At 52.0% G+C, this 26,641-nt stretch carries 26 protein-coding genes and 1 other RNA gene; 15 read left to right on the forward strand and 12 right to left on the reverse strand.

Features of this window, described 5'->3' with window-relative positions:
• Nucleotides 1-8: 8 nt before the first annotated feature.
• Nucleotides 9-1,658 carry an AMP-binding protein gene (locus TREAZ_RS02455; RefSeq protein WP_015710213.1) on the forward strand — a complete coding sequence of 550 codons (1,650 nt, stop codon included), beginning with the start codon at nucleotides 9-11 and terminating at the stop codon, nucleotides 1,656-1,658.
• A gap of 233 nt (nucleotides 1,659-1,891) precedes the next feature.
• Here the strand turns inward: TREAZ_RS02455 and TREAZ_RS02460 are convergent, their stop codons facing one another.
• Genes TREAZ_RS02460 through TREAZ_RS02475 form a run of 4 tightly spaced genes read right to left on the reverse strand, consistent with a single transcriptional unit; the run spans nucleotide 1,892 to nucleotide 4,516 of the window.
• A complete protein-coding gene (locus TREAZ_RS02460) occupies nucleotides 1,892-2,425 on the reverse strand; it encodes a 2-oxoacid:ferredoxin oxidoreductase subunit gamma family protein (RefSeq protein WP_015710215.1) in 534 nt (177 codons plus the stop codon).
• Nucleotides 2,422-3,192: a thiamine pyrophosphate-dependent enzyme gene (locus TREAZ_RS02465; RefSeq protein WP_015710216.1), complete on the reverse strand. Its 771-nt coding sequence runs from the start codon at nucleotides 3,190-3,192 to the stop codon at nucleotides 2,422-2,424. The genes TREAZ_RS02460 and TREAZ_RS02465 overlap by 4 nt, the downstream gene beginning before the upstream one ends.
• Complete coding sequence (vorB, locus tag TREAZ_RS02470) at nucleotides 3,192-4,286, reverse strand: 3-methyl-2-oxobutanoate dehydrogenase subunit VorB (RefSeq protein ID WP_015710217.1); 1,095 nt, start codon at nucleotides 4,284-4,286, stop codon at nucleotides 3,192-3,194. Before vorB ends, TREAZ_RS02465 begins: the two co-directional genes overlap by 1 nt.
• Nucleotides 4,283-4,516: a 4Fe-4S dicluster domain-containing protein gene (locus TREAZ_RS02475; protein WP_043922761.1), complete on the reverse strand. Its 234-nt coding sequence runs from the start codon at nucleotides 4,514-4,516 to the stop codon at nucleotides 4,283-4,285. The genes vorB and TREAZ_RS02475 overlap by 4 nt, the downstream gene beginning before the upstream one ends.
• Before the next feature lie 81 nt (nucleotides 4,517-4,597).
• On the opposite strand from TREAZ_RS02475, the gene malQ reads away from it, so the two are divergent.
• The 4 genes from malQ (at nucleotide 4,598) to TREAZ_RS02495 (ending at nucleotide 8,322) form a co-directional block, all read left to right on the forward strand.
• Nucleotides 4,598-6,070, forward strand: coding sequence for a 4-alpha-glucanotransferase (malQ, locus tag TREAZ_RS02480; RefSeq protein ID WP_015710219.1), 1,473 nt, complete (start codon nucleotides 4,598-4,600; stop codon nucleotides 6,068-6,070).
• A gap of 11 nt (nucleotides 6,071-6,081) precedes the next feature.
• Nucleotides 6,082-6,585: a cysteine hydrolase family protein gene (locus tag TREAZ_RS02485; RefSeq protein ID WP_015710220.1), complete on the forward strand. Its 504-nt coding sequence runs from the start codon at nucleotides 6,082-6,084 to the stop codon at nucleotides 6,583-6,585.
• Between the two features lie 316 nt (nucleotides 6,586-6,901).
• A complete protein-coding gene (locus TREAZ_RS02490) occupies nucleotides 6,902-7,792 on the forward strand; it encodes a sigma-70 family RNA polymerase sigma factor (protein WP_015710221.1) in 891 nt (296 codons plus the stop codon).
• A gap of 83 nt (nucleotides 7,793-7,875) precedes the next feature.
• Nucleotides 7,876-8,322, forward strand: coding sequence for an ankyrin repeat domain-containing protein (locus TREAZ_RS02495; RefSeq protein ID WP_043923239.1), 447 nt, complete (start codon nucleotides 7,876-7,878; stop codon nucleotides 8,320-8,322).
• 17 nt (nucleotides 8,323-8,339) lie between these two features.
• Here TREAZ_RS02495 and TREAZ_RS02500 read toward each other — a convergent pair whose 3' ends face one another.
• Nucleotides 8,340-9,269, reverse strand: a complete 930-nt coding sequence (locus tag TREAZ_RS02500; RefSeq protein ID WP_015710223.1) for a bifunctional enoyl-CoA hydratase/phosphate acetyltransferase — start codon at nucleotides 9,267-9,269, stop codon at nucleotides 8,340-8,342.
• Between the two features lie 59 nt (nucleotides 9,270-9,328).
• Here TREAZ_RS02500 and TREAZ_RS02505 point away from each other — a divergent pair, with 59 nt between their 5' ends.
• The 9 genes from TREAZ_RS02505 to TREAZ_RS02545 all read left to right on the forward strand — a co-directional run bounded on the left by TREAZ_RS02505 (nucleotide 9,329) and on the right by TREAZ_RS02545 (nucleotide 20,216).
• Nucleotides 9,329-10,501 (forward strand): Gfo/Idh/MocA family protein, encoded by a 1,173-nt coding sequence (locus TREAZ_RS02505; RefSeq protein WP_015710224.1) that lies wholly within the window; start codon nucleotides 9,329-9,331, stop codon nucleotides 10,499-10,501.
• A gap of 8 nt (nucleotides 10,502-10,509) precedes the next feature.
• On the forward strand, nucleotides 10,510-11,502 hold the full coding sequence (locus TREAZ_RS02510) for a sugar phosphate isomerase/epimerase family protein (protein ID WP_015710225.1): 993 nt from the start codon (nucleotides 10,510-10,512) through the stop codon (nucleotides 11,500-11,502).
• 46 nt (nucleotides 11,503-11,548) lie between these two features.
• Nucleotides 11,549-12,562, forward strand: coding sequence for a substrate-binding domain-containing protein (locus tag TREAZ_RS02515; RefSeq protein ID WP_015710226.1), 1,014 nt, complete (start codon nucleotides 11,549-11,551; stop codon nucleotides 12,560-12,562).
• A 92-nt stretch (nucleotides 12,563-12,654) separates the two neighbouring features.
• A complete protein-coding gene (locus TREAZ_RS02520; RefSeq protein WP_015710227.1) occupies nucleotides 12,655-13,896 on the forward strand; it encodes a TetR/AcrR family transcriptional regulator in 1,242 nt (413 codons plus the stop codon).
• Nucleotides 13,897-14,044: 148 nt separating this feature from the next.
• Nucleotides 14,045-15,427 carry a TolC family protein gene (locus TREAZ_RS02525; protein WP_015710228.1) on the forward strand — a complete coding sequence of 461 codons (1,383 nt, stop codon included), beginning with the start codon at nucleotides 14,045-14,047 and terminating at the stop codon, nucleotides 15,425-15,427.
• A 13-nt stretch (nucleotides 15,428-15,440) separates the two neighbouring features.
• A complete protein-coding gene (locus TREAZ_RS02530) occupies nucleotides 15,441-16,409 on the forward strand; it encodes an efflux RND transporter periplasmic adaptor subunit (protein WP_015710229.1) in 969 nt (322 codons plus the stop codon).
• A gap of 9 nt (nucleotides 16,410-16,418) precedes the next feature.
• Nucleotides 16,419-19,673 (forward strand): efflux RND transporter permease subunit, encoded by a 3,255-nt coding sequence (locus TREAZ_RS02535; protein WP_015710230.1) that lies wholly within the window; start codon nucleotides 16,419-16,421, stop codon nucleotides 19,671-19,673.
• Nucleotides 19,670-19,966 carry a PG0541 family transporter-associated protein gene (locus TREAZ_RS02540; RefSeq protein ID WP_043922764.1) on the forward strand — a complete coding sequence of 99 codons (297 nt, stop codon included), beginning with the start codon at nucleotides 19,670-19,672 and terminating at the stop codon, nucleotides 19,964-19,966. The genes TREAZ_RS02535 and TREAZ_RS02540 overlap by 4 nt, the downstream gene beginning before the upstream one ends.
• 43 nt (nucleotides 19,967-20,009) lie before the next feature.
• Nucleotides 20,010-20,216, forward strand: coding sequence for a hypothetical protein (locus tag TREAZ_RS02545; RefSeq protein WP_015710232.1), 207 nt, complete (start codon nucleotides 20,010-20,012; stop codon nucleotides 20,214-20,216).
• Between the two features lie 71 nt (nucleotides 20,217-20,287).
• Here TREAZ_RS02545 and TREAZ_RS02550 read toward each other — a convergent pair whose 3' ends face one another.
• The 7 genes from TREAZ_RS02550 to ffs all read right to left on the reverse strand — a co-directional run bounded on the left by TREAZ_RS02550 (nucleotide 20,288) and on the right by ffs (nucleotide 25,960).
• Nucleotides 20,288-21,061: a PilZ domain-containing protein gene (locus TREAZ_RS02550; protein WP_015710233.1), complete on the reverse strand. Its 774-nt coding sequence runs from the start codon at nucleotides 21,059-21,061 to the stop codon at nucleotides 20,288-20,290.
• A gap of 54 nt (nucleotides 21,062-21,115) precedes the next feature.
• The gene (locus tag TREAZ_RS02555) at nucleotides 21,116-22,105 is read right to left on the reverse strand and encodes a peptidylprolyl isomerase (RefSeq protein WP_015710234.1); all 990 of its coding nucleotides are present in this window, start codon (nucleotides 22,103-22,105) and stop codon (nucleotides 21,116-21,118) included.
• A 162-nt stretch (nucleotides 22,106-22,267) separates the two neighbouring features.
• The gene (locus TREAZ_RS02560) at nucleotides 22,268-23,437 is read right to left on the reverse strand and encodes an iron-containing alcohol dehydrogenase (protein ID WP_015710235.1); all 1,170 of its coding nucleotides are present in this window, start codon (nucleotides 23,435-23,437) and stop codon (nucleotides 22,268-22,270) included.
• A gap of 25 nt (nucleotides 23,438-23,462) precedes the next feature.
• Complete coding sequence (gene recR / locus TREAZ_RS02565) at nucleotides 23,463-24,071, reverse strand: recombination mediator RecR (protein ID WP_015710236.1); 609 nt, start codon at nucleotides 24,069-24,071, stop codon at nucleotides 23,463-23,465.
• Nucleotides 24,068-24,406 carry a YbaB/EbfC family nucleoid-associated protein gene (locus TREAZ_RS02570; RefSeq protein ID WP_015710237.1) on the reverse strand — a complete coding sequence of 113 codons (339 nt, stop codon included), beginning with the start codon at nucleotides 24,404-24,406 and terminating at the stop codon, nucleotides 24,068-24,070. The genes recR and TREAZ_RS02570 overlap by 4 nt, the downstream gene beginning before the upstream one ends.
• Nucleotide 24,407: 1 nt before the next feature.
• Nucleotides 24,408-25,820, reverse strand: coding sequence for a DNA polymerase III subunit gamma/tau (gene dnaX, locus TREAZ_RS02575; RefSeq protein WP_015710238.1), 1,413 nt, complete (start codon nucleotides 25,818-25,820; stop codon nucleotides 24,408-24,410).
• Nucleotides 25,821-25,861: 41 nt separating this feature from the next.
• Nucleotides 25,862-25,960, reverse strand: an RNA gene (gene ffs / locus TREAZ_RS17160) — signal recognition particle sRNA small type.
• A gap of 162 nt (nucleotides 25,961-26,122) precedes the next feature.
• Here ffs and TREAZ_RS02580 point away from each other — a divergent pair.
• A complete protein-coding gene (locus TREAZ_RS02580) occupies nucleotides 26,123-26,632 on the forward strand; it encodes a hypothetical protein (protein WP_015710239.1) in 510 nt (169 codons plus the stop codon).
• Nucleotides 26,633-26,641: the final 9 nt, after the last annotated feature.

The following is a 26,641-nucleotide window of genomic DNA, read 5'->3' on the forward strand; positions in this document are numbered from 1 at the left end:
TCAACAGGATGGAGTATATAGAAAAAACCCTGAGCCAGGTGCTGAGGGAAACAGCGGCGAAGCAGCCGGATCATGAATTCCTCGTCTATGCCGACAGGGCTCTCCGCTTTACCTATGCCGAATTCGACAGGCGCGTGGACGAGCTTGCCCTGGGCCTTTTAGCCATAGGCTTAAAGAAGGGTGATCATGTAGGATTCTGGGCAACCAATGTACCCGACTGGAACACCGCCCTCTTTGCGTGCGCCAGGGCCGGCATGGTTTTCGTCACCGTCAACACCGGCTACAAGAGCCACGAACTTGAATTCCTCATGAAGCAGTCAGACCTTGCCTGCATCTGCATCATAGACGGCTGGCGCGATTCGGATTATGTTGCCATGGTGTACGATCTTGTGCCCGAGCTCAAGACCGCCCAGCGGGGCTATCTCAAGAGCGAAAAATTCCCCTTCCTTAAAAGCGTGATCTACATAGGCCAGCAGAAACACCGGGGCATGTACAGCCTCAACGAAGTTCTGCTTTTGGGAAAGTACACCGATATTAAACAGCTTCACGATATTGAAGCCACCCTCGACCGCAACGATGTGGTGAACATGCAGTACACAAGCGGGACCACAGGATTCCCCAAAGGCGTCATGCTCACCCACAGGAACATACTCAACAACGGCCTCGGCCTTGGGGACAATATGCGCTACACCGAAAAAGACATCGTATGTCTCCCGGTGCCCCTTTTCCATTGTTTCGGCCTCGTCCTGGGAATGATGTCCATCATCACCCATGGCTCCACCGCAGCTATTTTGGAATGGTTCGACCCCCTGCTGGTTCTGGCGACCATACAAAAAGAAAAGTGCACCGCTGTTTACGGCGTGCCCACCATGTTCATCGCCGAACTCAACCACCCCATGTTCAAGATGTTCGACCTCACAAGCCTCCGCACCGGCATCATGGCAGGATCCGTCTGCCCCATCGAAGCCATGCGCCAGGTTATCGACCTTATGCATATGAGCGAAGTAACCATTGTGTACGGCCTCACCGAAAGTTCGCCGGGAATGACCCAGACCCGTTACGATGACCCAATAGAAGTAAAAGTTGAAACCGTAGGCCGCGCCCTGCCCGGCGTCGAAGTGACCATCAGGGACCCCGAAACAGGCGAGGAATGTGCCAACGGAACCCATGGCGAATTTTGCTGCCGGGGCTACAACACCATGAAGGGCTACTACAAACTGCCCGAAGATACCGCCAAGTGCATTGATAAAAAAGGCTGGCTCCATTCAGGCGACCTGGGCGTCAAAGACGAAAAGGGCTATTTCCGCGTAACAGGCCGCATCAAGGACATGATCATCCGGGGCGGCGAAAACGTGTACCCCAAAGAAATCGAGGACTTCCTCTACACCATGCCCGGCGTCAAGGACGTGCAGGTAGTGGGCGTTGCCAGCAAAAAATACGGCGAAGAAGTTGGGGCATTCGTTATACTGCACCCCGCTATTACCATGACCGAAGAAGATGTACGCGACTACTGCCGGGGCAAAATCAGCCGCTTCAAGATCCCCAAGTATGTGTTCTTTGTCGAATCCTTCCCCCTCACCTCAAGCGGGAAGATCCAGAAGTATTTGCTGCGGGAGCAGGCGGTAAAAAAAGTCGAAGATCTGGGGATTGGGACATAAAGAATGAACACTTCCCGAATGACGGTAGACAATATTCTTGACCCTTCCTATAACAGTTCCGTGGAAACCTTATCCCGGTTCGCAAAGGCGTTGGGGAAACGGCTTACTATTTCCCTGTCTTGATAATCTCCTAGACAGCACCAAACCCCGCCCAAACAATCCCGCGAGCTGGCGAGCGGGCAAACCCAACCGTCCGGTTGCACGGCGTGGGCTTCGACAGAAGTGACCGCGTCTTAGACAGCGTCAAAGCCCGCCCGAATAGCTTCCACATTCAGCGGCACAAATTTATGCTTGTCCGGGGTAAAGAAGTTCTTGAGTATGGCTTCGATTTCCGTAAGCTTGAGGGCGCCGGTGAGCTTGGCTATGGCCCCCAGGGCTACCATGTTGGCGAAGCGGATGTTGCCGATTTTTTCGGCTATGCCCGATGCCTCTATCTTGATGGTTTTAATGTCCTTGCGCTTGGGCTCGTCTTTAACGAGGCTCGAATTGATGAGCATGAGGCCGCCCTCTTTGAGTATCCCCTCGCAAAGGGGGAGGGAGTCGGGGTTCATCACCAACACCGAGTCGGGGGTGGTTACCAGGGGGCTTGCGATTTCTTCGTCCGAGACGATGACACCTGCGCGGGCAATGCCGCCGCGTTTTTCAGCACCGTAAAAGGGGAAGAAGGTGACGTTTTTGCCTTCTTTCATGGCGCAGTAGACCCAAATTTGACCCAGGGAGATGATGCCCTGGCCGCCGAATCCGGCGAAAAATGATTTCTCTGTCATTTGGAAGCCCCCTCTGCTTTGCTTTCAAGGGTGTTTTTTATCTCCCCCAGGGGGAAGACGGGGATCATGTTCTTTTCGAGCCAGTCAACCGAGTCGGCGGGGCTCATGCTCCAGTTGGTGGGGCATTGAGAGAGGATTTCTACCATAGTAAAGCCTTTGCCCTGCATTTGGGCTTCCAGGGCTTTTTTGATGTAGGCCTTGGTTTTTCGGGCGTTGGCTGCGTTGTTCACCGCGCCCCGGGCAATGTAGCGGGTGCCATCCAGGGTGGCAAGCATTTCCGAAACCCTGATGGGGTAGCCCATGCCGGCGGCATCGGGGTCGCGGCCCCTGGGGGCGGTGGTCGCCTTTTGGCCGATGAGGGTGGTGGGGGCCATTTGACCGCCTGTCATGCCGTAGATGGCGTTGTTCACGAAAATGGTGGTGAACTTTTCGCCCCTGTTGGCGGCGTGAACCATTTCGGCAGTACCTATGGCGGCCATGTCGCCGTCGCCCTGGTAGCAGATCACCAGGTGGTCGGGAAGTATGCGCTTGATGCCGGTTGCCGCCGCCGGGGTGCGTCCGTGGGCGGGCTGCACCGTGTCGGTATCAAAGTAAAGGTCCGCCCAGATGGCGCAGCCTACGGGGTTGGTGATGACTGTTTTTTCCCGCAGGCCCATCTCGTCGATGAGCTCGGTGATGATGCGGTGGATCACGCCGTGGCCGCAGCCTCCGCAGTACTTGGTGGGAACTTTGTATAAACTTTTCGGATATCCTTTAAGTTGCTTCATTATTTTCTCCCCAGGATTTTTTTCGCTTCGGCGAAGACTTCTTCTTCTGTGGGAATGACCCCGCCGAGGTGGCCCAAAAGATGAACCGGCGCAGGTTTTGCGCCCTTGTTCACCGCTTCGAGGACGCTGAGTTTTACGTCTTCTACCATCTGGCCCATGGACATTTCCACCGTGAGGAGGGGCTTGCCGTTGGAGGCTATCTTTGCCAGCTCATCGTAGGGGAAGGGCCAGACCGTGATGGGACGGAATATGCCCAGCTTGATGCCTTCTTTTTCGGCGAGCTTCCGGGCGCCCAGGCAGATACGGGCGGAAGTGCCGTAGGCCGCCAGCACCAGGTCGGCATCCTCTGTTCCTACGGCTTCAAAACGCACTTCGGCCTTTTTGATGGTTTCGTAGCGGGCATAGCGGGCCCGCACTGTTTCCTCAAGTTCTTCGGGAACAAGGTGGATGGACGTGATGTGCCTTGAATCGCTGCGGCCCGAGCCTGCCATGTGACCCACAGCCCAATCCCGTTTGGGAAGGTCTTTGAGGTTTTTTTCCGGGGGAAGCACCACGCCTTCCATCATTTGGCCTATCATGCCGTCGGCCAGCACGATGACCGGGGTGCGGTATTTGTCCGCAAGGTCAAAGGCCAGGTAGGTGAGGTCGGCGCATTCCTGCACGCTTTTGGGGGCCAGCACTATGCAGTAGTAGTCGCCGTGGCCGCCGCCTCTGGTGGACTGGAAATAATCGGCCTGGGAAGGGGCAATGGAACCGAGTCCGGGGCCGCCCCGCACTACATTGACGATGACCGCAGGAACGTCCGCGCCTGCCGCGTAGGAAATGCCCTCCTGTTTAAGGCTGATGCCCGGGCTTGACGATGAGGTCATGGCCCTGGCGCCTGCGCAGGAAGCGCCATACACCATGTTGATGGCCGCCACTTCGCTTTCAGCCTGGATAAAGACCCGGCCTTTATCAAGCATATTTTTTGCCATGTAGGCGATAAGCTCGTTCTGGGGGGTGATGGGGTAGCCGAAATAAGCGGTGCAGCCTGCCCTGATAGCGGCTTCGGCAATAGCGTCGTTGCCCTTCATCAATACTTTTTCGCTGTTCATGCTTCCGCCCCCTCAAGTTCAAAAAGCTCGATGCAGACATCGGGGCATACTTCGAAACAGCTCCCGCAGGCTATGCACTTTTCAGGATGGGCCGCCTTTGTCGGGTAAGTACCCGTGGAGTTCGGCTCCGTATCCTCTTCCAAAACCTTGACCGGACAGGCGCGGATGCATAAAAAGCAGCCCTTGCACAGTTCCCGGTCGATGACAACTTTACCTCTCCTGGCCATCATAACTCCTTGAAACTTCGTTGGAGGTTCCCTTGAAACTCCGTTAAAAATCACTTAGCCTTACTATAAAGTAAGGATAAAAAAATGGAAAGAGCAGCAGGGATCTTGTTGGCCGTAAGCAGTTTGCCTTCTCCCTATGGGATTGGTTCTTTTGGAACAGCAGGCAGGGAGTGGTGCGATTTCCTCGCCAAAGCAGGCCAGAAATACTGGCAGATTCTGCCCCTTGGCCCCACCGGCTGGGGCAACAGCCCCTATCAGAGTTTTTCAGCTTTTGCTGTTTCTTCCTATTATATAGACCTCGACACCCTCGCCAGCGAAGGACTTCTTAAAAAAGGGGAGGCCGAAAAGATAGTCTGGGGTTCAAGGCCCGGCTCTGTAAACTACGGCGCCCTTTATCACCGGAGGGAAAAAATTCTGCGCCTTGCTTTCGAGAAGTTCAGGCTTGTCAAAGCCTTCAAGGACTTTAGGGAGAAGAACGCTTTTTGGCTCGAAGATTACAGCCTCTTTATGGCATTGAAAAAAGCGAACCAGGGAAAGGCATGGCTCGATTGGGAAGAAGGCTTGCGGTTTCGCAAAAAGGATGCTCTTGCCAAGGCGAGGGAAGATTATATAGAAGAAATTGATTATCACGTGTTTGTGCAGTACCAGGCTTTCCGCCAATGGTCAGCTTTGAAGCACTACGCCAATAGCCGGGGCATATCCATTATCGGGGATATGCCTATCTATGTGTCCATGGATAGTTCCGACACCTGGGCCAACAGCGATCTTTTCCAGCTCGACAAGGATCTGCGCCCCATCCGTGTTTCCGGCTGCCCGCCGGACCCCTTTGCCGCAGACGGCCAGCTCTGGGGGAACCCTCTCTACCGCTGGGATTATATCAGGAAAACCAACTTTGCCTGGTGGATACTGCGGCTCCGCGAAAGCCTTTCGCTTTACGATGTGGTGCGCATAGACCACTTCCGGGGCTTCGAGAGTTATTACTCTATCCTCGCAGCCGACAAGACCGCAGCTAACGGCGAGTGGGTCAAAGGCCCGGGCCTTTCGTTTATCAACGCCGTAAACAAGCAGCTCCCCGGCGCTGCCATAATCGCCGAGGATCTTGGCTACCTCACCCCGGAGGTCAAAGCCCTGCTCAAAGCCTCGGGCTACCCAGGCATGAAGGTGCTCCAGTTCGCCTTTGACTCCAGGGAGTCAGGGGATTATATGCCCCATTCATACATACGCAATTGCGTGGTTTACACCGGTACCCATGACAACACTACTTCCATGGACTGGTTTAAATCCGCGCCGCCTGAAGATGCCAAACTAGCCCTGGATTACTTCGGCCTTAAATCAAGCAAGGACGGAAACTGGGCTTATATCCGTACCGCCCTTTCCTGTGTTGCCGACCTCGCGGTTATCCCCCTGCAGGATTATCTTGGCCTGGGCAAGCAGGGGCGCATGAATGCGCCCTCTACCCTGGGTGGCAACAACTGGTGCTGGCGATTGCTCCCCGGGCAAATCGAATCGGAACTTGCGGTGAAAATTAAGCGTATTACGGATATTTGCGGAAGGTGAGGGGAAATAGTATGAAATTGGCATTGTTAATAATTGATATGCAAAAAGCCTATTACACAGGTTATGCAAAGGAATCAATGGATCAGGCATCTGAATATATTAATTATGCTGTCGAATTATTCAGGGGAAAGAATTATCCGATTATTTGGGTTCAAGATGAAGATAAAAAAGGCAATGTAATACAGGGTACCATCGGATTTGATTTAATTGATGCATTAAAACCGAAACCTGACGAAAAACGGATAATAAAGAATTACAATAACAGTTTCAATAAAACCGGTTTATTGGAGTATATTATTAAAGAGGGTGTCGATACGTTAATTATTACCGGGTATAACGCGGTATATTGTGTTTTATCAACCTATCGCGGGGCATTGGATCATGATTTAATGCCAATATTATTAAAGAATTCATTGGCAAGCAATACAAAAGAGAACAGTAAATTTGTGGAAGACATAAGCGAGATTATATCGATAAATGCATTGGAAAAATTCATCTCAGGGGCGAATGAATGAATTTGAAGAAAAAGTCCTTTGAGCTTCGCAATAGATAAGCATATATTTTCCGGGCAGGTCCCTGTTTTTTCAAATTTTTCTCCCCGAAAACCTTGATTTTTCCGCTAATATGTGGTATAATATTTGGTATGCAGTTATACCTTAAAAGTAAATTTCACTCTCTTAAAGTCGTCCCGCCCAAAAGCCGTTTTGCTCACCAGCGGTTCTAGTCTTCATTTAATTTTTTGCTGCTACAGCCCTAAAGTACTTTGATTTACCTGGTTAGCATATCTTTGGAGGGTATGCTATTGGCGTCCTTAATGAACAGGAGGTTCAGATGAAGGATTCTCTGGGTACTCTGTCGCCGGTTTCCCAGAAAGGGGCTTTTTGGGAATTCAAAGATGCGAAAGCGTTGTCCGCGGAGGATGAAGCAGCGCTTTTCAATGAACTCGAACGCTACAAGAAAGAGTTAAAACGCCTCCCCCATGCAGGCCGCAAAGCCCTGGATATTCTGGAGAATATCAGGAACCGGCAAAACAGGCTGGTGCTTGCCTTTGGCAAAATGGTGATGGCCATTGCCGGCAAGTACCGGGGTCAGGGCCTGGATTTTGACGACCTTGTCCAGGAAGGGTGCATCGGCCTTAACAAGGCAATAGGCAAATTCGATCACACCCTGGGCACAAGGTTTTCGACCTATGCGGGTTATTGCGTAAAGTCCGCTATCAATTCCGCTTTGGCAGACAGGGGCAGGGCTGTAAGGCTTCCTGCCTATAAAGTCAAGGAATGCAACCAGGTCAGGAAGCTTTCCAATCAGTTCTACCAGGAAAACGGCATGGAGCCGCAGGTTGAAGAGCTTGCATCCATGCTTGGGTGGGAATCTGAGAAGGTCAGGTCTGTAAGAAAGGCCGGGCAGGAGATCCTTTCCCTGAATGCGCCTAAGGATGCCGGGATGGATCAAACCCTGGAAGACACTTTTATTGACGACAGGGGGAAGGATCCGGCGGATTTTGTCATCGAAGCCCAGCTAAAGGAAAAAGTCAGGGATTCCCTCCAGGTTCTCACCAAGCGCCAGAAGGCAGTTGTGATATACCGCTTTGGGCTTTGGAACAGCGAGGAGCATACGCTCAAGGAAATCGGGAAGCGCCTCAACATCTCAAGCGAGGCGGTGCATCAGCTCGAAGCAAGGGCTTTGAACAGGCTCGAAGGCAACCTGAATGATTGCGCATAACCCTGGAAACAAAATTTTACAAGGGCCAGGATAAAAAAACCCCTTGTAAAACCTCCTTTCTGACGATATATTATAGTAAGCTTATGAAAAGGCATGTTCGTATAGCATTAATACTCGCCTCCTTTCTCCCCTTGGGGACTGTGTTCGCCCAGGATTTTCCCCCTACAGCCATACTCAACGCCGCCTATAAAGGCGATGTGGAAATGGTCAGGCTCATCCTGGCCACCAAGCCCGACCCGGATGTACGCGACCACTTTGGGGCAAGCGCCGTCCACGAAGCCATCTTCGAGAGCAATCTTGAGGTGATCCAGCTGCTTTTGGATAGCGGATTCGACGTGAACGCCCAGGTTGCGTCGAACGGCTATACCCCCCTGCATTATGCCGTATGGCTCAACAAGCCCGATGCGGTAAAGCTGCTTCTTTCCTACAATGCTGACAAGACCATCAAGGACAAAAAAGGCTTCACCCCCCTGGAAAAGGCCACCAAAGAGGGCAAACGCGACCTCGTTATAGCTTTGTCCAGGAAATAAGGCTTTAGCTGTTTTCCCTAAACCCCTTCCTTAACCCAATTCAATACTGCCAAAGCAATGGACGCAAGCCGTGTTTCAGCATCTGAAGCGCGGCTCGAAAGTATGACCGGCGCTTTGGCGCCCAGAAGTATGCCTGCGCCTTTGGCATTTCCCAGATACATGATGGATTTGAAGAGCATGTTGCCTGCTTCTATCGATGGGGTTATGAGTATGTCCGCGTCCGCTGCAATGGGGCTGTCTATGCCCTTGATGCGGGCAGAGGCGGGGTGCACTGCGTTGTCCAATGCGAGAGGTCCGTCAACAATGCAATTGGCGATGCGGCCCCTGCGGTTCATTTGAGTGAGTATGGCGGCATCGGCGGTACAGGGCATACGCTCGGGGTTTACCTGCTCCAGGGCTGCAAGGACGGCGACCTTTGGGGTGGGGATGCCCAAGTCCCTGGCAAGGCCCACGGCGTTTTCGATGATGCCGATTTTTTCGTTCAAGGTGGGGGCTATATTGAGGGCGCCGTCGCTTATAAAAAGCAGCTTGGGGTAGAATGCGGATTCAACCACCCCAACATGGGAGATGAGCTTCCCTGTATTGAGACCCCCTTCCTTTTTCATTACCGCCTTAAGGAAGATTGCGGTTTCGACGAGGCCCTTCATGGGGAGTTGAGCCTTGCCTTCACGGACAAGTCCAGCTGCCTTTGCGGCTGCGGCAGAGTGGCTGGGCTCATGCAGGATTTCGAAGCCGCTTATGTCAATGTTGCTTTCCTTGGCGGTTCTCTCGATATCCCCCTTGTTTCCTATCAACACGGCATTGCCCAGGCCTTGTTTTTTCGCTGCTGCAAGGCTTGCCAGGGTGGAGGCATCGGCGGCGGAGGCTGCCGCGATGAAGGGCATTTCTTTCCCTGAATCTTTAAGGGCTTTTACTGCGGCTGCGCTGATCTCGGCTATGGTTTTCATTATTTTCCTATTTTAACGGATATGCTATACTATTGCTATGAAGTATCGAAGGGGGACTTATGATAGAAAGCAGCGCCAATATTGAGTTCAAGCCTCGGCTGCGCTACGGCATGGTGGGCGGAGGGCAGGGCTCCTTTATCGGGGATGTGCACCGCAAGTCCATTGCCCTTGACGGCATGGCCGAAATTGCAGCGGGCTGTTTCTCCCGTTCCGCAGACAACACCCTGGCAACCGGCGCGGCCCTGGGAATCAAGCGGGAAAGGCTCTATGCAACCTACGAGGAAATGGCCGAGGAAGAATCGAAGCGTGCCGACAAGATCGATTTTGTGGTGATTGTAACGCCGAACTATGCCCATTATGGGGCCGCCAAGGCTTTTTTAAGCCGGGGAATTCCTGTGGTCTGCGACAAGCCCCTCTGCATCGAAGCTTCCGAAGCCCGGGAACTGCAAGAGCTTGCCGAAAAGAACAAGCTCCTTTTTTGCGTGACCTACACCTATTCGGGGAACCCTGCGGTAAAACACGGAAAGGCACTCATCAAAAAAGGCGAGATAGGAAAGATTCATTTTATCACCGGCGAGTATCCCCAGGAATGGCTTTTGGCTCCCTCCGAAAAACAGGGGAACAAGCAGGCAGTCTGGAGGACAGATCCCAAGCTGGCAGGTAAGTCCAACAGCGTGGGGGATCTGGGTTCCCACATCGAGAACCTTGTGCATTACTTCACCGGCCTCAAGATAAAGTCCCTCTGCGCCCGGCTCGACAAGATAGGCCCTGGCAGGGTGCTGGACGATAACGCGACAATCATGGTGGAATACGATAATGGTGCCAAAGGCGTTTACTGGAGCAGCCAGGTGGCGTCAGGTTATGATAATGCCCTCAAGGTGAGGATCTTCGGCGACAAGGGTGCGGTGGAATTTAACGAAGAGGAATGCAACTACATCAAGTTTTCCCAATTCGGTAAACCCACCACGGTGCTGTCCCGTGGGCGGGATCCTTTTGATCCCCATGCGCAGGGTTTTTCCCGCATCCCTTCGGGGCATCCTGAAGGCTACTTTGAGGCTCTGGCAAATATCTACAAGACCTTCATCACGGCCCTTGCAAAGCAGAAAGAAGGGAAGCCATTGACCGAAGATGATTTGGACTTCCCCACGGTAGAGGATGGGTTGAACGGTGTTGTTTTTATCGGCAAGTGTGTCGAAAGCTCTGACAAGGGCGCTGTTTGGGTTAATTTATAGGAGGAACTATGAGCAGACCAGTTACTTTATTTACCGGACAATGGGCGGACCTGCCCTTTGAAACTTTGTGCGCCAAAGCAAAAACCTTTGGCTACGACGGCCTCGAAATTGCCTGCTGGGGGGATCACATGGACCCCGCCAAAGGCGCTTCGGACCCTTCGTACATCGAAAACCGCAAGGCTATTCTTGCCAAAAACGGCCTCAAGTGTTGGGCAATTTCGGGGCACCTTCCCGGACAGTGCGTGGGCGACCTCTGGGACCCGCGGCTTGACGGATTCGCCCCTTCAAAATTTTCCGGCAACCCCGAGAAGATACGCGAGTGGGCCATTGCGGAGATGAAGCTCATTGCTAATACCGCAAAGAATCTGGGCGTCAAAGTGGTTACGGGCTTTATGGGAAGCCCTATATGGAAGTATTGGTACTCCTTCCCCCAGACCTCCGAGGACATGGTGGATAAAGGTTTCAAAGAAATTGTAAAACTGTGGACTCCCATTTTTGACGAGTACGATAAGTGCGGAATTAAATTCGCACTGGAAGTGCACCCCACGGAAATCGCCTTTGATTATTATTCCGCCGAGCGGCTTCTCAAGGAATTCGATTATCGCCCCACCTTGGGCTTCAACTTCGATCCTTCCCACCTTATCTGGCAGGGCGTGAGCCCCCACCTGTTCCTCAGGGATTTTAAGGACAGGATCTACCATGTGCACATGAAGGACGCGGCAGTAACCCTGGACGGCAAGGCCGGCATACTCGGTTCCCACATCACCTTCGGCGATACCCGCAGGGGCTGGAACTTCCGTTCCCTGGGACACGGGGACGTGGATTTCGAGAACATCATCCGCGAACTCAACGCCATGGATTATCAGGGCCCCCTCTCGGTGGAATGGGAAGATTCGGGCATGGAGCGGGAATTCGGCGCAACCGAAGCCTGCGCTTTTGTGCGCAAGACCGACTTTGCCCCCTCCAACGTGGCCTTTGACGATGCGCTGAAAAAGGACTAGCTTTCTGGGCTTTTTATCCAAAGCAAGGGTTACAAAATCCGGCATTTTGGAACCCCCTCGATTCTTTCCCGTAATAGCTGTTTTTGCCCTGGCCCTGTTTTGGTCAGCTCCCCTCTTTGCAAAGGGGGAGGCCGAAGCGGAGCCTATACGGGCAAAGTTCGGCGTGCTTCTTCCGTCACAAGATCGGCCCTGGCATACCGCCCTGTATCAGGAGGCTGTGCAGGCTACGGCCCTTGCGGCCATGGAATCCCTGGGCAATTTTGAATTCCGTATTCTCACTGCTTCTGCTCCCGAAGAGCAGCTTGCCCAAATCACCGGCCTTGAGGAATGGGGCATGGGCTGGCTTTTGATATTGCCCCTGGATTTTAGCACTATTACACTTAAATTAAAAGAACTTCACAGTAAAAGTGTGAGAATCGTGGTCATAGATCAGAGTCTGGGAAATGCAGGTTTTGGGTATGCCGATATTTCCGGCGATTATGCGGCCATGGGCTCAATAAGCGGTCAATGGCTTGCCAAAAAGATGAAGGCGGCTTTTATGACCAATTACCTCTGCCTGGGCGGCAGGTCAAGCCTCTCAGAGACCGAGCTGATGGATACCTTTTTCGGGGAAATGTCGAAAGAACCTTCGCTTGTGAATGTGCTGGGTGAGGGGCAATACAAATCAATCGCCCTGAATGCCGAATCGGCATACAAGGAGACCGCCGCTCTGTTGCGGCGTTTTCCCAAGATTGACGCTCTGTTCTGCCAGGATGACGATATCCTCACCGGTGTTTTGAAAGCGGTAAAAGAATCGGGCCGCAAGGACATACGGTTGCTTCTGGGAGGCGGGGGATCAAGAGAAACCTTGAGGCTTATACGTGATAATGACCCTCTGGTGAAGGCAACGACCCTCTATTCGCCGAAAATTGCCGCCGAGGCCATAGGCTTTGCGGTCTCCTCTGCACGGAACCCCGAGGGCGATGGGTTCCATGAGGGTACTGAGCAGCTTAAAGTGAGGATCCCCACGGTGTTGATAGACAAGTCTAATGTGGGACGGTATTTTAACGGGGCTTTTTAGTTTTTACAAATTTTAAATTTTCTTTCATTTTCCTGTTGCCTAAGACAAGCAAATTTGTTATCTTCTATGTTAACGAACGGTCGGTAACATAGATGACAAACGAAGATATAACCAGGACCGCCTTCAAGGTATGGGGGCGGGAACTGTACAAAACAACTAGCCTCACCAGCATAGCCAGGGAACTGGGGGTAAGCAAGCCCGCCCTGTACCGGCATTTTAAGGACAAGCAGGCCCTGCTGGACGCCATGTACTCAAGCTTTTTCGATGAGTATGCGGCCTTTATCAAGGGGAGCTATGAAAAAGCTCTAATGACCAAGGATAAAGGGGAGCGCTTTTATATCATGATGAGGGCCATAACCGAGTATTATATACGGAACAAGGATGCCTTCCTCTTTTCCCTGCTCCAGGTTTACAGCAGCCTGGAAATGCGGGCCATGGCTGAAAGGCTCGCTGCCAATGGTATTAATTTGGTGAAGCTGGCCAGGGAGGCCGATGATTCCGGCATGTATCCGTCCAGGTCCCAGTTCATTTTTGTAACCGGTATCTTCTGGGTAGCCCATTTTCACCGCAATATCCACAAAGGGGAAGGGGCGCCTGAGGAAAAACTGGTGGCCGGTACGCTTGCGGATATGGAAAAGCGTATTCGGCACGGCCTGGGACTCAAGGTGCAAAAAATAGCCGCTTTGGACTTTAATATGCTGGAGGCTGCTGCTGCGGGTAGTTATGAGAAAGAAACCGAGGATAACAAGCTCCTTCAGGCTGTAGCAGGGGCAGTGGCCCAGGCAGGGCCCTGGAATGCCTCTATGGAGATGGTGGCAAAGCGTTCGGGCCTGTCCAAAAGCGGCCTTTATGCCCACTTTAAAAGCCGTCAGGATATGCTGGGCCGTCTTTTTCTCACTGAATTTGACCGTATTATAGATTATGCGGGGGCCAAGGTGAATACTTCCAGGGTTCCTGAGGCGCAGCTGTACCTGGCTATTTTTTCCATTGTGGATTATCTCAGATCCAAGCCTGAGATTCTTATTGCCCTGGATTGGTTCAAAACAAGAAGGCTGGAACTTGGGGCGGAGGTTCCTGCCCGGATTTACGACCCCATTACGAATATCAAACTTGATGTTTTTGCCAAGGCTGGGGATGACAGTACTCACGAAGCCCAGTGGATACTCTTTATGATCGTGAATATGCTGGTACGCTGGATTCCGGGAAACAAGGGCGATACAGCCTGGCCAGAGGAGAAGAAAAATGAAAGGTTCAAGGAAATCAGGAATATTTCGAATGAAAGCGCCAGGATTCTATATAAATTTATAGTCCTGGGGCTGGAGGGTTTATCCTGATGAGCAAAATGCGCTATATTACAGGTAATTGCATCAAACGGCATAAAGCCGTAAAAAGCCGCGCGTATTGCGGGCTTATCCATTGTGTCTGCGGGCTTGGGGTTTCGGCGGGAGCCGCGTTTCCCCAAGGCCGCTATAGGAGTTGCGTATGATCCGATTTCGTCCCCTTATCCTGGCTTTGCTGCTGGTTTGCGGTGCTGTTGCCGCCCACAGCCAGGATATAGTCCGCCTGACCCCTGATGACGCGGTGGATCTGGCGATTAAAAACAACCTTAGTTTGGAGTCCGCCCGGGTAACCCTGGATACAAAGAAGCGCAAGTCCGATCTGGTGTGGAACCAGTTTCTTCCTTCGATAGATGCCAGAGGCACTCTTGCGCGGGATAACTGGGCGTCCACCAGTCAAAGTCTGGATTATACGGCCCTTCCAAGTATCGTCATGACTTCCACCACCCTGCCCCAATGGCATGTGAATGCCAACATTTCGGCTGCTATAACTTTTAGCTTTGCTTTGGTAGAAGGGATAAAGAGCATCAAGCTGGACTATCAGACAGGGCTTGTTACCCTCGAAAAGGCCAGGCTCCAGACCGAGCGGGATGTGCGCAAAAGTTATAACCAGATACTTCTGCTCCATGAAACCGTTGCCCTTCAGCAGAAAAGCCTTGCCACTGCGGAGCGCCGTTACAATATGGCGGAAGCCAATTACAAGGCCGGCCTCGTGCCAAGGCTGAGTGCTCTCCAGGCTCAGGTAGCTTTGGAAAACATGAAACCTTCCATAAATGAGCTTGAGAATAATCTCAAGGCCCTGGAAGCCAGTTTTGCCATGAGCCTTGGGCTGCCCTACGAAACCCAGTTTGAGCTTGCGCCGATGACAGGGGGCGATTTTTATATCCCCCTGGACGTGGCGGAGCTTATCTCAAAAGCTGCATCAGGCAAGCCCGATATTCTTGAACTGCAGAAAAGCATTCAGGCCCTCCGGAGCGGGAGAAAGGCCCTGGCCCTGCAGCTTTACACTCCTTACCTCGCTTTTGCGTGGAACATATCTTCCATGTATAGTCCCATGCTGGATCCTTTTAAGGATAAATTATTTACTACTGATAACTGGAACAAGGGCGGTACTTTTTCTGTCACTCTTGGAATGAGCCTTAATAGTCTTTTGCCTTTTACCAAGGAAGGCCAGAGCCTGAAGGACATGGACAACAATGTCCGCAGCCTTAACATAGGACTTGCCCAGGCCATACGGGGAACAGAACTTGAGATTTACAATAAAGTTAATTCTCTTGAAAAAACCAGAACCACTGCAGAAGCCCAGAAGCTGACTGTTGATATGGCGCAGCAATCCTACCAGTTAACCGAGGAAGCTTACCGAGCGGGGCTTCAGGATTTTCTTGAGGTGCAGAACGCAGCCCTGTCTTTGAATCAAGCCGAGCTGCAGCTTCTGACCCAACAGTTTAACTACTTGAGCGATCTCATCGATCTTGAATATGCCACAGGGGTTCCCTTTGGAACCTTGAGCTCCAAAAACGGAAACTAAGAGAGGTAAGTATATGAAAATCAAGGCTTTGCAAAATACTGCTTTTTTCGCAGTAATGATGATAACAGTTTTTAGCTTCTCGGGCTGCCAGCGCATTAAAGATACGTACGGCAAGTTGACGGATAAAGCAGCTCCGGGCGGTCCGGGCCAGGATGCCCCGGTTTTTGCGGTGAACACCATGGATGCGGTGCAGGGACAGATAAGTGATTATCTGGCGCTTTCAGGCGATCTTGTTGCTGCTTCCACTGTTGACGCGTATTCGGAAGCAGCAGGAAAAGTGAGCAGAATCATGGTATCCATTGGAAGTTATGTAAACAAAGACGCTCCCATTGCGGAAGTTGATCCCTCGCGGCCCGGCATGCAGTACGAAGTCAACGTAGTTAAAGCTCCAGTATCGGGAACCATTGTCGCTCTTCCTGCCCAGCTGGGCATGACGGTGAGTCAGGCAGTTCCCCTGGCCCGCATTGCCAGCGGGGTGGGCCTTGAGATACGTCTCTATGTGGCTGAACGTTTTATTTCCAGGGTCAGTCTGCGCCAAAGTTGTGAGATAAGCCTCGACGCATACCCTGGCGAAGTATTTCACGGGAGGATCACTGAAATAAGCCCTGTAGTGGATCCTTCGTCCCGTACCATGGAAGTTCGCATTGGGGTTGATTCAGCTTCAAAGTTAAAGGCAGGTATGTTCGCCAAGGTGAGGATCATCACGGAGCATAAGAACAACATCGTAAAGATACCTTCATCGGCCCTTATCCAGCGTTTTGGTGAGGATTATGTATTTGTTGCAGAGACTGATCCCGATAACGCTGAAGGTTTTGTTGCGGTAAAAAAGATAGTGGCCCCCGGTATACTTATAGACGGGGTGCTGGAAATTCAACAGGGGCTTAAACCTAACGATGCGGTTATAGTCCGGGGCCAGAGCCTGCTTAACGATGGAGCCAAAGTCAATGTGGTTGACCGGATCGCTCCCCTGAGCGCGAATTAAGGAGCGAGTATGAGTTTAGCTAAATCAGTTGTATCACGGCCCACAACCGTATTTATTATTTTTGTTCTGCTTATCATGTTGGGGGTTTTTGCGTTTATCAATCTTCCTATTGACCTCATGCCGGAAATAAACCCCCCGTACCTGGTTGTTTATACCAGTTACCCCGGAGCAGGTCCCGAGGAAGTTGAACGATCTGTAACCCGTCCCCTGGAAGCCGCACTTTCAAGCGCATCAAGTTTGGAAAAGGTAACCTCCACCTCATCGAAGGGAACGAGCATGGTGATCATGCAGTTCACCTATGGTACGGACCTTGCGGATGCGTCCAATTCGGTACGCGATTCTCTGGAGCGCACCAGAAACTACATGCCTACAGGCGCGCAGTCTCCCATGATCTTCAAATTCGATCCTTCCATGATCCCCATCATGGGGCTTATGGTAACTGGGAACCGTTCGCCCGAAGAGCTGCGGCAAATTGCAGAAGATACTATTGTTCCCCGTATTGAGCAGACCCCCGGTGTGGCGACTGCCTCTGTTTCAGGGGGCCGCGAAAAGATCATCAGGGTTGAAATACCCCAGTCCCGCCTTGAGGCTTACGGCCTTACCGTGACTGCCATTCAGCAGATGCTGGCTGCCCAGAACGCTCAAGTTGCGGCAGGTACCATCACGGAGGACGGCCTTTCCTATCTTCTTACCACCATGGGCGAATATACTTCCCTCGACCAGATACGGAATACCGTTATTTCCTACAAGGCTGTTTCCAGCGGGCAGGAGCTGCCCCGTTCTGTATACTTGAGGGACATTGCCAATGTGTATGAAGGCTACCGGGACGAGACTAGTATAGTCTATGTTAACGGTGTATCCGCAGTAATGCTGATGGTTCAGAAGCAGAGCGGAAAAAACTCTGTTCAAACTGCAAAGGATCTCAGGGTAAGGTTGGAAAGGATCGCCAGGGAAATCCCCCAGGATATTAAGATATCCGAGCTTTTTAACACTACCGATCAGATTGAAAATTCAATAAACCAGGTAGGTTCAACTGCAGTTTCAGGCGCGCTCCTCGCAGTAATAGTACTGTTTATTTTCCTTCGTTCCATAAAGCCTACCTTGATAATAGGCATCAGTATTCCTGTGTCCATCATCATTACCATTATGTTGATGTACTTTGCCCACCTCACCTTAAACCTCATGACCCTTGCGGGACTCATATTGGGGGTCGGTATGCTGGTAGATAACTCCATCGTTATTTTGGAGAATATCTACCATTACCGTGAAAAAGGCGCAAAACTTTCCACCGCGTCGGTTATCGGTACCCAGGAAATGATAGTCGCCATCGTGGCTTCTACCCTCACTACCATCTGCGTATTTGCGCCATTGGTAATGTTCCAGGGCCTCCTTGAAATGGCAGGTGAAATGTTTTCGGGCCTCGCTTTTACGGTTGTAATTTCGCTGACCTCTTCGCTCCTCATAGCCATGTTCCTGGTGCCGGTTCTTTCAAGTCATTACCTTCCCCTGGTTACGCGCAAACAAAAACCGCTGAAAAGTTTTCTTGCTCCTGTAGACAGGGCTTTTGAAAATTTCTTTACCCGCCTTGATAATAATTATCGCAAGGCCGTAGCATGGGTGCTGCATCACAAGGCCATTACTATCGGATTTTTGGCGGCACTCCTGGTAGGGAGCATTGCCCTGATTCCCGTCATTGGCTGGGTCTTTATGCCCGAGCAGGAAGCGGATTCAGTTTCTGTCAATGTAACCCTTCCCATGGGAACTCCCCTGGCTGAAACCGAAGCTACCCTGCAGCAGATCCAGCGTATCGTTGAGCGGGAAGTTCAGGGATATGACAGGATTATGCTTAACGCCGGCGGCAGCGGCGGTATGATGGGCAGCGGGGGTGCCAATTCAGGTTCAGTCAGAATCAACCTCCCCAAATTCGAAGAACGTATAGACAGCGCCGATGAAATTAAAGCCAAGATCAGGACTCACTTCAACGAATTCCCCGGGGTAACCATTTACTTCAGCGCTGGAGGTATGTCGATGGGATCGGGAAACCCGGTGGATGTAATACTCCGCACCGATAACCTTGTAAAAGGCAAGGTAATGGCAGACCAGATAGCAAAACTTTTAAAGGATAACCTGCCCGATATTACCGAACCTCGTGTTGATCTGCAGGACGGCCTTCCCCAGATCGAAATAGAGCTTGACCGTGAGAGAATTTATGCCTTGGGCCTTAACACCTATACCATCGGCAATGAGATTAAAGCTGCAGTAGACGGCGTTACTGCTACCCGTTACAAGGAGGGCGGCACCGATTACGATGTAATACTGATATTGGCGGAAGCTGACCGGAGTACAAAGCCTGCGCTGGATCACATTTTTGTGAACAGCCAGGTTGCAGGCAAGGTACCGCTTTCCAACTTTGCCCGTTATGTAGAAGGTACGGGCCCCATGACTATCAGGCGTGAAAACCAGAGCCGTGTAATTCACATAACCGCCGGCGCCCAGCCGGGGACCAAGCTTAATCAGATTGAAGAAAGGGTAAGAAATATCATCACCGCCAATGTTCCTGCCGATGACGAAGTGCTGATTGAATACGGCGGGGACAATGCAGAAATGATGAAGATGATGAAGAACTTTGCGCTTATTCTTGTAGTTGCAGCTTGTCTCGTCTTCGGGGTCATGGCGTGTCTCTTTGAATCATTCAGGGATCCCTTCATCGTTATCTTTACTATTCCACTCTCGGTGATTGGTATTGTTGCTATCTATCTCATAACAGGAGATGCCTTCAATATACTTACCGCCGTAGGGCTTCTGGTTCTGGTAGGTGTAATTGTAAACAACGGTATCGTACTTGTAGACTATACCAACCTTTTGAGAAAACGGGGCTACTCACTCCATGACGCCTGCGTTGAAGCTGCGGGCAACCGCTTACGGCCCATACTCATGACCACCCTTACCACAGTCCTTGGCCTTCTGCCCATGGCTTTCCTTCCCGGCGAAGGATCCGAACTGGTCGCGCCTATAGGAAAGACAGTCCTCGGAGGCCTCTCCTTTGGCACCCTGATGACTCTGTTCCTCATGCCCACCGTTTATTTCCTGATGAACCGCAGTTCGGATCAGCGGGCTGCAAAAGCTGAGGCCAAGCGCGAAAGGATAGCCGCAGGGCTTTCCCGCAAAGAGGCAAAAGCAAAGGCTTCTTCCTCAGAAGGTACTGATACAGAAGCAGCAAAAGTAATTGATGGTGATGTTCAACCAGAGGGAGCCGGAATATGATGCGTATTGAAGTAGTAGCAAACCATTCGGTCGAAGAAAATATTCTCGAATCTCTCAAGGCAGAAGGCGTGGCAAAATTCTACACCAAATACCCCAGCGTCTTTGGTGTAGGCTCCACAGGTCCCCGCATGGGAGACGCCATCTGGCCTGAAGAAAACTTCGCCCTTGTTATGTGGTGCGAGGAGGACGAAGCCAGAGGTATTGCCCGCGCGGTATCCCGTGTCAAGGAACACTTCCCCGATGAGGGCATCAAGGTTTTTGGCCTACCGCCTGAGCCTTCACCTTTAGTCTGAATTGTGGTAGCTTTAGCTATCTTCGATTTAAATGGAGGCCAAAATGGCTGGCGGTTTGAATGTGGGCTGGATCCCCAATGTGATCCTTACGATTTTCTTTGATCCCCTTTGGCAGGGTATTAACCGGATACTTAGAGGCAAGCTGATCATCGGCCTACTGTGGATCATCACAGGCGGGATCTTCGGTATTGGCTGGATTATCGATATTGTCACGGTGATCCTTAACAAGGATATCAGGATACTCGCCTAAGTTAGCATTTTTCATCTAAACAAAAAAACCCGCCTTGATGCGGGTTTTTTTGTGCTTTACAGGTGTAAACCCTATTTAAACTGGCTGTCCATTTTTCCCTGAAAATTTGACTGTATGTACTTGCGTATCCTGGTCCGCACTTCGGGATCAATGCGCTGGGTAAAGAGCACGACGTAGATTTTATTGCTTCCGTCTATGCGGGAACCGAAGACTATGCCCTCGGCCTTGATGAGCATGGTCTGGAGCTTTATCTGTATATCCTGAAAAAGAGTGTTTTTGACCAGTTCGGGATCAGCGTCAAAAGCGCAGGAAAAGCCCACCACCGAAATATCCTTAATAGCCCCGTTTACGAAAGTCCCATTGATGGGGAAATTGACCGTAGTATTGGTTTCTGTTTCTGTAGTGGCCCGGATATATTTGCGCCTTCCCTTGGCATCGGCAGCCTTGAGTATATCCATGAGCTGCCTGATGGCAATGGAAAGATCCGATTTGACCACTGTATAGCCGCAACGGATCTTAACCTGGCCCAGGTACTTGCGCTTAAGGTTTTCATCCTCTCCCGAGCAGATTATCCCAATGCCGACACCTGAGGTTTCAGGATCGCCCATAACCCCCCGTATCCAGGCTTCCCATTCCGATTCGCTCATTCCATCGTTGATGTTGGCAAACACTATGGAAGATGGATATTTTTTGAGTATGCGCCGGAGTTTGGAATGGTCTTTTATGATATAGACCTCATATTCCTGCTGGATAAGTTCAGCAGCTACCTGGTTTTGGATAACCGCCGATGGGTAGAGGAAAAAGAGCTTCTTCCCCAGGATGTCTTCATTGCCTTCATTAGCCATAATGTTATTCTAGACGATATTTGAGGATTTTGCAAAGACTCTTGTGGGATAAAATCACTTGATCTTTACCAATTCCAGCTCAAAAACCAAAAAGCTGTTTGGGGGTATGGCGCCATTTCCTGCGCCGCGCTCGCCATAAGCAAGTTCCGGCGGGATAATGACGGTGCGTTTTTCACCGGGAGCCATGTCGAGGAGGGCCTCGTCCATGCCGGGAATGATGCGCCGTACGCCGACCTGGAAATCTGTGGCTCCACCGTGCACATCGGAATTGTCAAAGACCTCGCCCGAGAGGAACATGCCTTTATATTTGGCGGAAACGGTCTTGCCTGCTGTGGGTTTCGCGCCTGAACCTTGCTTTTGCACAATGTACTTGAGGCCCGAGGCGGTTGTCACAGCGCCGGGATATTTTTTTTCTATCTCTGCCAGGGCCGCGCTTTTTTGGGATGAAAGTTTGGAAGTTTTGGCAGCGCTGGCGTTCCGCAGCAGTGCGTCAAAAGCAGCCTGATCAGCCTTAAACGCATTAGCCTGGGGACCGTTGCGGATTATAGTTACCCGTTCGATACGGTCGCCCTGCCGTATGGCATTGACTACCTGCTGGCCCTGGACGACCCGGCCAAACACGGTGTGGTGATCATCCAGGTGGGGGGTCGCAACATGGGTAATAAAGAACTGGCTGCCGTTGGTATCGGGGCCTGCATTGGCCATGGAAAGGACCCCTGGGCCGTTGTGGCGCAGGCTGGGATCGAATTCATCGGGGAATTTGTACCCTGGGCCGCCTGTGCCATTCCCCACGGGATCGCCCCCCTGGATCATAAAATCCGCAATGACCCGATGAAAGGTGAGGCCATCGTAATAGCGTTTGCCCCCCGCAGTAGTCATTTTCCCTTCGGCGAGGGCCACGAAATTGCAGACCGTGAGGGGCACTTTTTGATACTCCAGGCGTATCACAATATCGCCCTTTGCAGTGGTGATGCGGGCAAAAAGGCCATCCCCAAGAGCTGCATCATCGGAGGCGGCGAAAGCTGATTCGGCCATCAATACCAACAAGAGACCGCCTAACCCTGCGCAGAGTGGGCGTTTAAAATTCAATTTTTTTGTAGAAACATTCATAATTCATTTTAGCATAAAGGCGCCTGACAGTAAACAGCGAAGCTCAGCCGAGGCACAGAGTACCGGAATTTCCCCTCCGGAGGCGCCTGATAAAAACTATTCCGCCGCGATCCGGTAAATGGCTTCGACATCCCCGGCGTCCAGTTTCTTAAAGTTGCCTACAGGGCCGAATTTTACCGCCCTTTTGGCCATCTCGTTGATCCTGTCGGTTCCCAGTTTCGCATCGGCAAAGCTGACGGGAAGGCCGATGGAACGGAAGAAATTTTTGAGACGGAATATTCCCTCCAGGGCCGCCTGCTCGGGGTCATAAAAAGAACCATCCACTCCCCAAACCTTTTTGGCAAACCGGGCAAAACGCATGACATCTCCCTTAAGGTTATACTTGATCCAGGCGGGGAACACGATGGAAAGCCCTGCGCCGTGGGCTATGTCGTAGACGGCTGAAAGCTCATGCTCGATCACGTGGCTGGCCCAGTCCCCTATCCGGCCGGTACTGAGAAGGTTGTTGTGGGCAATGGAACCGGCCCACATGATCTCCGCCCGGGCGTCGTAATCTTTTTCGCCCCCAGAGAACACTTTCCGGGCATTGCGGATAATTGTCCGCATGGCTCCTTCGCAGAGTTCGTCGGTAAGCTCCACATGGGGTTCCTTGGTAAAGTATCGTTCCATAATATGGGCCAGCATATCCGCCACCCCGCAGGCGGTCTGGTAGGGGGGCAGGCTGTAGGTAAACTCGGGGTTAAGGATGGAAAACACCGGCCTGATGCATTCCTCGTCCACCGACTGCTTCCAGGGCCCCTTCTCATTGGTAATCACCGAGCTGACGCTGCTTTCGCTCCCCGCCGCAGGGATGGTCAGTACCGTAGCTACCGGCAAGGCAAGGGTGGCTGTTTTTTTATGATCGTAAAAATCCCACACGTCCCCGTCGTAAAGTGCGCCGATGGCAATGGCCTTGGCGGAATCAATTACCGAACCGCCCCCTACCGCCAAAATGAATTCAAGCTTTTCTTTTTTAACAATCTCTATCCCTTCGTAGACCTTGGAAAGCCGGGGATTGGGCTTGACCCCATCCAGTTCCACCCAGGAAACACCTGCCTTTTTGAGGCTGTCCTTGACGGAATCCAGAATCCCCGACTTGGCGGCATGGCCCCCTGAATGGTGGAGCAATACCCTTTTGGCGTATTTGGCAGTTTCGTCCCCTGCCTGTTTTTCTGTTCCCTTGCCGAAGATGATCTTGGTCCGGTTATAATATTCAAAATTTTGCATGATTCTCTCCTTTATTCGTAGATTATTATAGCTTAATCCTGCCTCTGAAACTACGGGACAGGGTGAGCCTGTCTGCATATTCAAGGTCGCCCCCTACAGGAAGGCCCGAAGCCAGGCGGGTGATTTCGAGGGGGGAGCCTTTCAGTTTTTCTTTTAAAAATTGCTGCAGGTAGAGGGCTGTGGTGTCCCCCTCAATCGTGGGGTTAAGGGCAAGGATAAGTTCCCGGGTTCCCTCTTCCTGAATGCGGCTTGCGAGTTTCCCGATGGAAAGATCCCCGGGGCCAACGCCTTCGAGGGGGGCAATGAGGCCGCCGAGCACATGGAAGAGGCCACGGTATTCGCGGGATTCTTCGATGACCCGCAGATCCTGGGCCCGCTCTACCACGCATAAAAGCGCGCGGTCACGGCTTGGGTCGGAGCATATAGGGCAGGGGTCGCTTTCGGTGTAAGCCCCGCAGCGTGAACAGCGTTTTATGGCATCGTGAAGGTTGTCAAGTTCGGAGGCTAGGGAATGGGCGTATGCGGGATCAGTATCAAGTATATGATAGGCAAGACGGCCCGCGGTTTTTTTCCCGATTCCCGGGAGCCTTGAAAGGAGGGCAGTGAGCCTGTCGAGGGCATTCCCCGGTGTCATTGCACCCCCGGTACCACGCCAGGGAAACCGCCAGGCGGGAAGCCGCCAGGCATGCCGGCAAGAGCGCCCATTTCGCGGTTCACGGTTTCGCGCGCTTTCTCGAGGGCGCTGTTGAAGGCGGCGGCTATAAGATCCTGAAGCATGTCGCGGTCTTCCATGGCCTCGGGGCTGATGCTTATCTGAAGCACTTCCATGCGGCCGTTCATCGCAATCGTAACCATGCCGCCCCCCGAAGATCCTTCGATTCTGAGGCCGCCAAGCTTTTCCTGGAAAGCCCCCATTTGTTCCTGTATCTTCTGGGCATTTTTCAGTATGTCAAAAGGGTTGATGTTCATTTTATTCCGTCCCGCTTTTTATGATAGTTCCATTGAACAGTTTTAGCACTGTTTGTACGTCTGCGCTGAGATGGGGCTGGACAGGCGGCACAGCGGGCATTGCCGACAATGCAGCGGCTTCCCGTTCTTTTGCAGCCTTGTACGCTTTAAAGCCTTCAGATAAAAACCCTTTCTGGCCGGGTTTGATTTCATCCCTTATCTCCCGCTGCGCAGGGGATGGGATTTCAACCCTGGGGCTTTCCGCCCCTTGCGCTAAAGGGCGGCTTACATCCCCTTTGAGGACAGCCCCTGCCCTGTTCACTGCCTCTGCAAGCTCGGCAGGGGAAATCCAGCGGTCGAGCCAACAGAGTTTCGATGCCAATGTTTCAAGCTCGAACCTGGGCGAAACTGAGTAGCGTATATCCCTGTGAAGATCAAAGAGCAGCTCCCCTGCATGGGCCAGCTTTTGGGTATCCAGCTTTTCCAGCACCTTTGCCGAGAAGCGTTCCGGCGGATAGCCGAGGAGGGATTCCCGCGTAACCCCTGCCTTAAGAAGATAGAGGCTGTGGTAGTAGCCCGCAAGATCGGTAACAAATTGTTCTACTGCGACACCGTCGCCAATGAGTTCATCAATTTTGGCAAGCGCCCCGGCAACATCGTTGGCCGCGCAGGCATCGGCAAATTCATTGAGCCTGTCGAGGCCCACAAGGCCGAGCTTTTCCCTGATAATATCGGACTGTATATTCCCATCAGAAAATGAAACCACCTGATCGAAAAGGGTGTATGCGTCCCGGAGGCTGCCGGTAGATTCTCTGGCAATCCAGAAGAGGGCCTCGTCCTCGGCTTCAATTTCCATTTCCCTGCAAGCCTGGGCCAAAAGGCTTTTGATGGTCTCGATGGGGATGAGCCTGAAATTGAACTGCTGGCACCGGCTCTTGATGGTAGCAGGCACCTTTTGGAGTTCGGTGGTGGCAAAAATAAAAATGACGCTTGGCGGCGGCTCTTCAATGGTTTTGAGGAGGGCGTTGAAGGCATTGTTCGAGAGCATGTGGACTTCGTCGATGATGTAAATCTTGAAGCGGCCCGAAGTGGGGGGGAAGAGGACTTCCTCCTTGATCTGCCGCACGTCATTGACGCCGGTGTTGGATGCCCCGTCTATCTCGATGACATCCATGCTGGAACCCCTGGCTATTTCCTCGCACTGGGGGCAGCGGCCGCAGGGTGTGGGCGTGGGCCCTCTCTCGCAGCGGAGAGAGCGGGCAAGGATGCGGGCGGCGCTGGTCTTGCCGCAGCCCCTGGGGCCGGAAAAGAGGTAGGCATGGGCAATATGTCCGGTTTCCAGGGAGTTTTTGAGGGTAGCAGCCACAAATTCCTGGCCTGCCAGTTCATCAAAAGTCTTGGGCCGCTTCCGGGTGGCGGTTACTTCATAGGCCATAGCTTAAGTATACCCCAAAGGAGGCAAAAAAGAAAATGCCCCGCAGCCAGGAAATCCACGGCGCAGCGGTCAACCGCTTACCGTTGCTTCCTTCCGAACCTGGCGGAGTTAGGCGGCGGCCGCTCGCATGGCTCCTGGCTGTAGGACAAGTGCATACTACTTAACCGCAGTATGGTTGTCAAGGGGCCATCCTGTCTTCTCAGCGGCCAAATCGTGCGTAAATTACTCATGACAGAGGGAAATGCAGTATTTTATACTATTTTAAACGCGGAACATGAAAACCGCAAAAATGAGTTTCGGGTATGAAGAAAAACAGGTTTTTCATTTTGGGAATGTTGGCGGCAGCGCTGGCATTCGGACTGGTTCTGGCGGGGTGCAGTGATGGATCGAGCGAAGATCCGCCTGCGGAAACGACTTACAGGGTTAATGGTATTACTGACAAACAATTGGTCAACGGCACCTGGACTGCACGAATCTCTGTAACAATGGGAAATGGCAGCTCATGGTATGTTAATGGGGCTCCGGCGGGGGCCGTTATAGACCCCAGTCCTTTTGTATTCACTCCCGATGTCCTGACAATATCCGGCACGATAAGTACCAACAGCACGATTGATTATGGCGATGGTATCCGTCACCCTGTAGTATTGGCTACCAGTACTATTTCCATACCCGTGTCGTTGAAATCAGGTGTTGATCCCGATACGGTCAGTTCAGTCAGGGTTACGATAAAAGATTGTCCCATCAACACAGGCGGCAGAGTTCATTTCAATCTCGAAGCCGATAAGACCGACACGGTTGATTTTCAGAATTAGCATAAAGAC

Source organism: Leadbettera azotonutricia ZAS-9, from assembly GCF_000214355.1.
Classification (GTDB): Bacteria; Spirochaetota; Spirochaetia; order Treponematales; family Breznakiellaceae; genus Leadbettera; species Leadbettera azotonutricia.